The 6,188-nt window shown below is 32.0% G+C and carries 7 protein-coding genes; 5 read left to right on the top strand and 2 right to left on the bottom strand.

The window, feature by feature from the left end:
* Positions 1-95 precede the first annotated feature (95 nt).
* Positions 96-1,220 carry a hypothetical protein gene (locus A2255_02345; protein OGI18104.1) on the bottom strand — a complete coding sequence of 375 codons (1,125 nt, stop codon included), beginning with the start codon at positions 1,218-1,220 and terminating at the stop codon, positions 96-98.
* A 30-nt stretch (positions 1,221-1,250) separates the two neighbouring features.
* Positions 1,251-2,141, bottom strand: a complete 891-nt coding sequence (locus A2255_02340; protein OGI18103.1) for a hypothetical protein — start codon at positions 2,139-2,141, stop codon at positions 1,251-1,253.
* A 414-nt stretch (positions 2,142-2,555) separates the two neighbouring features.
* Between A2255_02340 and A2255_02335 the strand changes: the two genes are divergently transcribed.
* The 5 genes from A2255_02335 to A2255_02315 form a co-directional block, all read left to right on the top strand.
* Positions 2,556-3,272 (top strand): hypothetical protein, encoded by a 717-nt coding sequence (locus A2255_02335; protein OGI18102.1) that lies wholly within the window; start codon positions 2,556-2,558, stop codon positions 3,270-3,272.
* 216 nt (positions 3,273-3,488) lie between these two features.
* A complete protein-coding gene (locus tag A2255_02330) occupies positions 3,489-3,971 on the top strand; it encodes a hypothetical protein (protein ID OGI18101.1) in 483 nt (160 codons plus the stop codon).
* Between the two features lie 176 nt (positions 3,972-4,147).
* Positions 4,148-4,735, top strand: coding sequence for a rubrerythrin (locus A2255_02325; GenBank protein OGI18100.1), 588 nt, complete (start codon positions 4,148-4,150; stop codon positions 4,733-4,735).
* Positions 4,736-4,828: 93 nt separating this feature from the next.
* Complete coding sequence (locus A2255_02320) at positions 4,829-4,990, top strand: Rubredoxin (GenBank protein ID OGI18099.1); 162 nt, start codon at positions 4,829-4,831, stop codon at positions 4,988-4,990.
* A 17-nt stretch (positions 4,991-5,007) separates the two neighbouring features.
* Positions 5,008-6,188: MBL fold hydrolase (locus tag A2255_02315; GenBank protein OGI18098.1), on the top strand; the 1,181-nt coding region annotated here is incomplete at its 3' end.

Genomic DNA, 6,188 nt, shown 5'->3' with positions numbered 1-6,188 from the left:
GCTTGACCCGGGATCTAACCACATTTCAACTCTAAGCTATAACTGTATAGATGCCGGAACAAGTCCGGCATGACATCAGTGAGTATTTTTTCTCCTTAATTTTGCAATATTTTATTATGATTTTTTATTATTAAGTCCTTCAATAATTCATCAGCTCGATTAATGGCTTCTTGTTTTGAGATATTCATATCTAACAGAGTATAAACAGACTTAAAATAGCTGCTTAAATCAATGTTTTCTTCTATTGAGCCAGCAATAGCTATACAAGGTTTTTCGTATTTTTTAGCCAGTTCTGCAACTCTAAAAGGAGCTTTGCCCCATAGGGTTTGTTGATCAATTCTTCCTTCTCCGGTTATAACAATATCGGATTCTTTTACTTTTTGCTCCAAGCCAATTAAGTCAGCTACAGTATCAAATCCGTTTATAATTTTTGCACCTAATATCTCAGCTAAGCCATATGATAATCCGCCTGCTGCACCGCTTCCTTCTTCATATCTTTTGTCTAAACCAAATTCTTGAGTGCATATATCAGCAAAATGAGATAAAAGGTTATCTAAAGTTTCAAGATCTTCCTGTTTTGCACCTTTTTGTTTAGCATAAGTAAAACTTGCGCCATTTTTTCCGGTTAATTGGTTTTTAACATCTGTAGCAACTAAAATTTGTGTGTTTTTTAATGCAGGATTTAATCCTGAAATATCAATCTTAAATAAGTTTTTAAACGATGATATGTCTTTACCTATTTCCTGATTATTGATATCAAGAAACTTAGCTCCAAGGGCTCTTAATGCACCAAATCCTGCATCATTTGTAGCGCTGCCTCCTACTCCTACAATAATTTTTTCGCATCCTTTATTTACTGCATCATTAATAAATTCGCCAATTCCATAAGTCGTAGTAATAAAAGGATTATATTCATTCTCTTTTAAGAGACTAAGTCCATTTGTCCTTGCTGATTCGATTATTGCTGCTGGATACTTATCTATCATTAACCAGCTTGATTCTATTATTCTACATAGAGGGTCATGTACTTTAATATGCATTAAACTGCCATCTTGAACCATATGGACAGCTTCAATAGTGCCATCTCCACCATCTGCAAGTGGGCAAACTATAGTAGTAATATCAGAACAAACTAACTTAAGCGCATTAGAAATAATATCAGCAGCTTTTACTGATGATAAAGAACCTTTAAAGTAATTTGGGGCAATTAGCACTTTCATAATTTGATAATATTAAAATATAAATATATTTTATTCCACTAAAGAAGCAAGTAAGTCAGAGTGATATTTTTGTAATACTTCTGTCAATTTATCCTGATCAATCATTGTATTAATTACAGCAAGTAAATTATTTGGAAGTTCATCCAGTAATTTAACTATCAGTTCAGGATTTAAAACCTGCATACTCTCTACAATTGAACTTTTTCCCAATCTTGATATGGGATCAATTAGAGAGTTTTTTGAAAATTCTAGAAATAGATCATTATTCATCTCGGTTAACTTGCTTACCACTTGCAATAATTCTTTATAAGGTAATGACCTCAATCCTTCAACCAAGGCTTCTTGCTTGCACTTGCCTAATTTCTTAATCATTTCATCAATAGTCATATTTTCAACAGGTTTGCCGGTGATTGATTCCAAAATTTGGGCAAGTAAATGTTTTGGCATAGACTTGATAACTTTCATCAAGTCACCATGTTGAATCTTAGTACTGCCCAAAAAGCCCATTAGTGCTTTCATTGGCATAAATGATAAAAGCTCATCTTTAGAATATACCTGGAATAAAATTTTTAATATTTCTTCTTTAGGTAAATCATAAATGTATTGCAAAAGTTTAGGCTTAGTAAAGAACTTAAGACCTAATACCATCTTACCCTTATCAAGCAGATAAAGCAGCTGAACCAGTTCACTATGATTTAATAAATTTAAAATAGATAATCGATTACGAGGAAGGTGCAGTTTAAGGGCTTTTATTATTGTATCTTGATCAAGGTCTTTATTCTTTACAAACTCAGGAGTACCTTTAGCCGCATGAGCTTCTGTATATGAATCTATACTTTCGTACGCATTTGTATTCGTACGCTTAGTATTTAATTCATAATACATAGTATTGAAAATTAACGATGTATCAAGTGTTATCATTCGTGCAGCCTTGCCCCAAATTCATACTCCTTACGTATTAGTTATCGAGATTTTAGGAGTTTTTCTTTAATGTTTTATACATAATTGTTACTGTTTGTAATAAAACAATAAAATTTTGTATGAGCTGAATTATTGCATTTAGTTAGTTTTGAGGATTAGTACTGTTTCAGGATCTATCCTGTTGTTAACATTGGTAAGATGCTGGATCAAGTCCGGCATGACAAAATAGCTTCATCCCTTATGATTTTTTCAAATATTTATCACTTATTTTTTCACTATCACCAAAGACATATCAGCAATAGAAAGCCATATTTACTATGTGTAATAAATAGTTAATGTTTACTAGACATGACAAGTTAAATCTTTATGGAATAAAATATGTTAACCGCAATTTTTAAAGCATAAAAATTAATTATGAATATTAAAAAAGTACAAAAATTTTATCTGTTATTTTTAAGCTTGATACTGGTTTTAATCACAAATCAGTTCTGCTTATCAATTGCACAAAATACTAAACAAGATAAAAATAACTTACAAAATGGACAAATCATACGTGAAGGCAATATTCTAATAATAAAAGTCCAATCACTACCGCCTGATACTTATAATGAACAAAGAAATAATGCTTTCATCCTGTTATATCCCTATTTAACTAGGGATATAGAAAAAGCCTCTATAATATGGCAAGAAGATGAGTTTTCTTTTGGCAAAGTATCATCTATAGCAAATGTTTACATCAAAGATTACCTAAATAAGAAAATAAATAGAAAGAAATTTATTGGATACTTCAATCTGCAATCAATTGAACCCGTATCAGTTCGAAAAAATCAAGTCAAAAAAATCGAAATTACTAAAGTCCCTGAAGAAATGTCCAGAATAGCCTCAGATTTACGAGAAAAAGCCAATTCATACAGATTTATAGGCAAGTACGATTCTGCAATAAGAATATATAATCAAGTTTTAGAATTAAATCCTTATGACACAATAACAATGTTCTGGATGGCTGAAATTTATAATGCAAAAGGAGATATCAAGCTGGCAGAAGAGTTTTATACAAAGGTCTTAAGCATAGATCCTGATTTTATAGCTGCTGATAATGCTCTTTACGAGTTAAAAAATCAAGCAAAATAGCATTTAAGAAGCAGTAATTTTTCAGCACTATTTAAAAAACTAGCCAGTTGGGCAATAAGGCGTGTAATGTAGTGATAGCTAGTTGTTCAAGAGGTCATTTTTGTTTTATACAAATTTATGCGTTAATTTCTAGTTATTAACTAGCAATTTTATTTTTCAGGTATGTTTAAAAAATTAGTTAAACTTTTAAATTTATCTTATTAAGGAGAATATATAATGATGAAAACTGTTTCTAATTCACTAGTCCCAACTTTTAAAGGAATTTACAAAGAAGAAATCCCAAATGATGTCAAACAAGAAGAAATTAAGCAAACATACGGCAGTGCTACAGCATCCGATCTCGATAATTTTAAAAAAGAGCTAAAAGAAATAGCAGAAAAGCAAGTGCCTAAAAAAGATACTGTTACTCTTCATCTTTTTAAAACTGATGACAGTGACTTAGAACCTCTTGGAGTTTGTGTTACATATAAAACTCCAAAACTTGCAGAAGGAATATCAGAAAGAGATATTCCTGAAGGAGAAGATGATCCTATTGATGATGGGCCTGAAAATCTTTATCGTAATAAAGAAGAAGGTAAAGTTGTTAGATTTACAGCGGCTTTAAACGGATTAAGCGAGATCTTATCAAATAAAAATCTTGTACTGGAGACGATTCAGAAATTAATCAAGCAAAGTAAGGATGCTGGCTCTGAAATGTAGCTAGCAGATAAATCAATTTATTTAAGCTATAATTCATCGGGAGTATTTTCACTCCCGATTTATTTATATTGAACTTATAAATTCAACTTAAAGTTTAATTCTAATCTTAAAAAAATCAGTTATAATTGTGTATTAAACTCAGAAAAGTCGCGCAGAATATTAGAGGAGCAAATAATATGGAAACAGCACAAAAAAAGTCCTTAAAAGGCACTAAAACAGAGCATAATTTAATGGCAGCTTTTGCCGGTGAGTCACAAGCTAGAAATCGCTATACTTACTATGCAAGTGCTGCTAAAAAAGAAGGATATGAACAAATCTCAGCTATTTTCCTTGAGACAGCTGACAATGAAAAAGAGCATGCTAAAAGATTTTTTAAATTTTTAGAAGGAAATGACGTTGAAATAAACGCAACTTATCCATCAAAATTTGGAAATACAATGGAAAACCTTAAAGCAGCAGCAGGTGGTGAGCATGAAGAATGGGAAATGCTTTATCCTGAATTCGCTAAAGTTGCAAAAGAAGAAGGATTTCCTGAAGTTGCAACTGCATTTTTAAAAATTGCAGAAGTAGAAAAACATCATGAACAGCGTTATTTAAAATTATTAGAAAACGTTGAAAATGGTACAGTATTCAAAAAAGATGTAGAAGTTGAATGGAAATGCAGAAACTGTGGCTATATTCATACAGGCAAAATAGCTCCAGAGCTTTGCCCTGCTTGTATACATCCAAAAGCATTTTATGAAGTTAACGTAGAGAATTATTAATTATTTATAAACAAATCAGGTAAAACTAATTTAAAAAGTTAGAATTTTATAAAATATAATAATGGAAATTATACAGAAATAAGGAGTAAAAAGATGGAAAAGTATAGATGCTTAGTTTGTAACTACGTTTATGACCCGGAAGCAGGTGAACCTGGTAACGGAATTGCACCTGGAACATCATTTAGTGAATTACCTGATGATTGGACATGTCCTCTTTGCGGAGCAGGTAAAGAAGAATTTGAAAAAGAGGACTAATTAACGAGGAAATCATTATGTCCGTAATAGTTCACAAGGTAAATGATAATGTTCATCTTCTGCGCTCAATTGATGCAAACAGAAAACTCTTTGATGAATTAATACCTTTACCTGATGGCACAAGTTATAACGCTTATCTTATTAAAGGCAGTGAAAAAACAGCTCTTATAGATACAACTTATCCTCCAAAAATCGAGTTTCTGACAAACAGGCTTAAAGAACTTGGAGTTGATAAATTAGATTACATTATCTCTAATCATGCCGAGCAGGATCATTCAGGGGCTATTCCAAAATTATTGGAGATTTACCCTGAAGCAAAAATCGTTACTAATGCAAAATGTAAAGCCTTAATTATGGAATTTTTGTTGGTAAGTGATGATAAATTTATTGTAGTAGGTGATAGAGAAACTCTTTCATTAGGTGATAAGACATTGGAATTCATTCTTGCCCCCTGGGTTCACTGGCCTGATACAATGTTCACTTATCTAAAAGAAGATAAAATCTTATTTAGCTGTGACTTTTTAGGCTCACACCTTGCTATAGATGATTTATTCATAACAGATGAGGATAATGTCTATAAGGCAGCAAAAAGATATTATGCTGAGATTATGATGCCATTTAGGGCGCATATTAAAAAGCATCTTGAAAAGATTGATACGCTTGAAGTTGATCTAATCATGCCAAGTCATGGCCCATCATATCAAAATCCAGATTTTATACTTAATGCATATAAAGATTGGGCTTCAGATAATGTAAAGAATGAAGTCGTCATAGCATATGTTTCAATGTATGAAAGTACTAGAATGATGGTAGATTACTTAAGTCAAATTCTTACAAGCAATAAAATCACAGTAAAAACTTTTGACTTGATTAAAACTGATATCGGTGAACTTGCTATGGATATTGTAGATGCTGCCACAATAGTAATTGCATCTCCCACAGTCCTTACAGGTGCACACCCTGTTGCAGCAAATGCTACTTATCTGGTTAATGCATTAAGGCCAAAAACAAAGTTTGCCTCTATAATCGGTTCTTTTGGCTGGGGAGGCAATATGGTCGAACAGCTTAAAGGCATGCTGGGTAATTTAAAAGTCGAACTCATTGAGCCTGTAATGATTAAAGGCCAACCCAAGGAAGCAGATTTTGCTTTACTGGATAGTCTGGCAAAAGAAATTATTAATAAACATGAGAACTCAAT

Source organism: Candidatus Melainabacteria bacterium RIFOXYA2_FULL_32_9, assembly GCA_001784615.1.
Taxonomy (GTDB): domain Bacteria; phylum Cyanobacteriota; class Vampirovibrionia; order Gastranaerophilales; family UBA9579; genus UBA9579.
This window is presented reverse-complemented; position numbering and strand designations above follow the sequence as displayed.